At 46.8% G+C, this 2,482-nt stretch carries 1 protein-coding gene; it reads right to left on the bottom strand.

Translation table 11 applies throughout. The features are described 5' to 3' along the window. Positions 1–256 precede the first annotated feature (256 nt). Complete coding sequence (locus FA727_RS25550; RefSeq protein ID WP_158318962.1) at positions 257–2,095, bottom strand: DUF domain-containing protein; 1,839 nt, start codon at positions 2,093–2,095, stop codon at positions 257–259. Positions 2,096–2,482 lie beyond the last annotated feature (387 nt).

Raw genomic sequence — 2,482 nt, 5'->3', positions numbered from 1 at the left:
CATTCGTACACCCATCTCATCGGTGGCTGCATGCTCAACTCCGGTATAGGATAGTGATAACTAGACTGTGAGGATTCCCTGTAGGAGGAGCTAGAAGAGAACTGTGGAGAGCCGTAATCCGTCGGTCCAACCGTTCTCCTCTGCGACATCGGTGCTCCATGGTCAATGTCCTGGGTTGCATGTGTGAACTCAGTCTCCCCTGCAATGAACCACATAGTATAATTAATACTCATAAGTCAAAATAATAAAAACATGTTCATATATACGTACACTTGGTACCTGTAAAATGGAGACCAGCAGGTGGGTTTGAAGGTGACACGCCTCCGCCCCCGCCACCGCCAGTAGCACCGCCACTGCCGCCACCACTGCCACCACCATCATTGCTGTCATCACCATCACTGCTACCATCCCCATCATTACTATCATCACCATCATCGCCAGAGCTGCTGTCCTGAGACTCCTGATACTCTGGGCTTTTATCACCCTCACCATCATCAGTGTCTTCATCGCTCAGGACTTCTATTTCTTTCTGTTTCCCTTTTCCCGTTGCCTGGCCTCGTTGGCGCTTCGGGACAACCTTGCTAGGCGCGATATGGTACTTCCGCTTCCCTACATGAGTGTCACCCACATGTCGCCGTGCCCAATCACTGATGCAATCTTCCCCTGTAGAAGTACGGAGGTCCGCCGGATTTATTTTATCAGCGACAATATTAGAGGGGAGCGGTGTGTCACCTTCATCATCGTCCTCGTCTAGAACAGGAGCTTTGTTTGACCTTCCATATTCCATCCATTCCCGCACCGGATTTTTAGGATCATAGAATGAAAGATGGGCCAGCTGCTCAACGAAATCACCTTGATCCCGTGGAGGATCGGCAACATCCGCAAGTCGCAGGCGTAGGTTGTAGTTGACATAGACAAGCTTGTTCAGTTTTTTGTGTGACAACCGATTGCGAACCTTTGTATGCAGCAAGGCAAAAGTACTCCAGTTCCGCTCGCATCCACTTGACGAACAACATTGAGAAACAAGCCGCAAAGCAAGGCTCTGCAGCTTGGGAGTTCTGTTGCCGTTTACCATCCACCATGAAGATGCAGTTGTCTTTGGGTCAAGCACCATTTGTTGTGCCAATTGTGTGGCAAAGTCACCACGCCGTTGTCGAAACAGCTCAGCCTCTTGTAATGCCTGGACGGCGCTCGAGATATCGGTCATGCGCTGAAAAGCATCCTTCAGTGTGCTCCACATTTCTGGACTTGGAATAAACGTATAGGCATACCTCGGATTCAGGACAGAAGCTGCAAAATAGAAAGTACCACGAATGAGCATAAGGTGTATGGAACGTGAAAGTATAAACTTTTGTTCACAATCAGCAGAATCCGTCTTACCTGGAACCACATAGGTGTCATAGAAGATGTCCTTCAACCTTGCGTTGTAAATTCGTATATACTCTTCGTACATGGAAACATTGCGGCCAAAGAAAGATTGCATTTCATTTCTCACACTCTGTACGTTGTGACATACCTCGCACATGTTCGGCCGCTTGTCCTGATCAGCAAAGCGAAGTAAGCTGTATATTGGTTGGACTGAGTCAATCACAAATTTCATTCCCTCACACCACTGTAGACTTGAAAATCTCGTATGAGTAAATCTACCCATATTTGAATTGGCCCATTTGCTCTGCAAAAATTCAGGAGATGCCATCCACTGCATAAAACGATCACGTTTCCGATACATGCTGTCTAGGAACATGTAGTTGGTCCCAAAGCGAGTTGCACACCACTTCACCAACTCACCACCAATCGCCTGCCTCATCATTGCATTCAACTGACCATGATTGTGTAGCCACGTTGATATTTTCTTGCATTGATCGATCAAATCTTGATGTTCGTACCTTTCACCGATATCCTTTAACATCAAGTTGACAGTGTGTGCTAGACAAGGTGTCCAACTAATGTGTTCGTATGTTTCTCGAATCCCCTTGCAGGCTTTCTTGTAGTTGGAGCCGTTGTCCGTGATCACATGAACGACATGCTCTGGTCCAATTTCGTCCACCACCTTCAGAATTTCCTGGTAATACACATATTCTTTAGCAACATCCAAATTATATTCGGATCGAAATGAACTAGGTACGGGGTTACCTTCCGCAAATATGCAGAATCTTGAGATCTTCCAGTCGCATCAACAGACTTGTGGAACCACATGACCCCATTGCAATATATCAAAAAGTTAATGACACTCATCTTCGTCGGCCCAGTCCACGAATCACACATCAACGTGACGCCGAACATAGGCCACTCTGCCTGAAACTTTGCGTACTGAACCTGCAAGTCTCGCTCGTTTTGATCCAGGTACTTGCCATCAATATCCCGTCCAGTGGGTGACGCGATACCTTCACCTGCAAAACATATGGCACTCATGACATTAGATCTAAACATGTAGTTGCGTAGCTATTATTTCGGCTGCAAAGAAAACATACCCCACTTCTGT

The organism is Robertmurraya kyonggiensis (assembly GCF_005116465.1).
Classification (GTDB): Bacteria; Bacillota; Bacilli; order Bacillales; family Cytobacillaceae; genus Robertmurraya; species Robertmurraya kyonggiensis.
The sequence above is the reverse complement of the archived record's forward strand: the minus strand, read 5'-3'. Positions and strand labels throughout refer to the sequence as shown.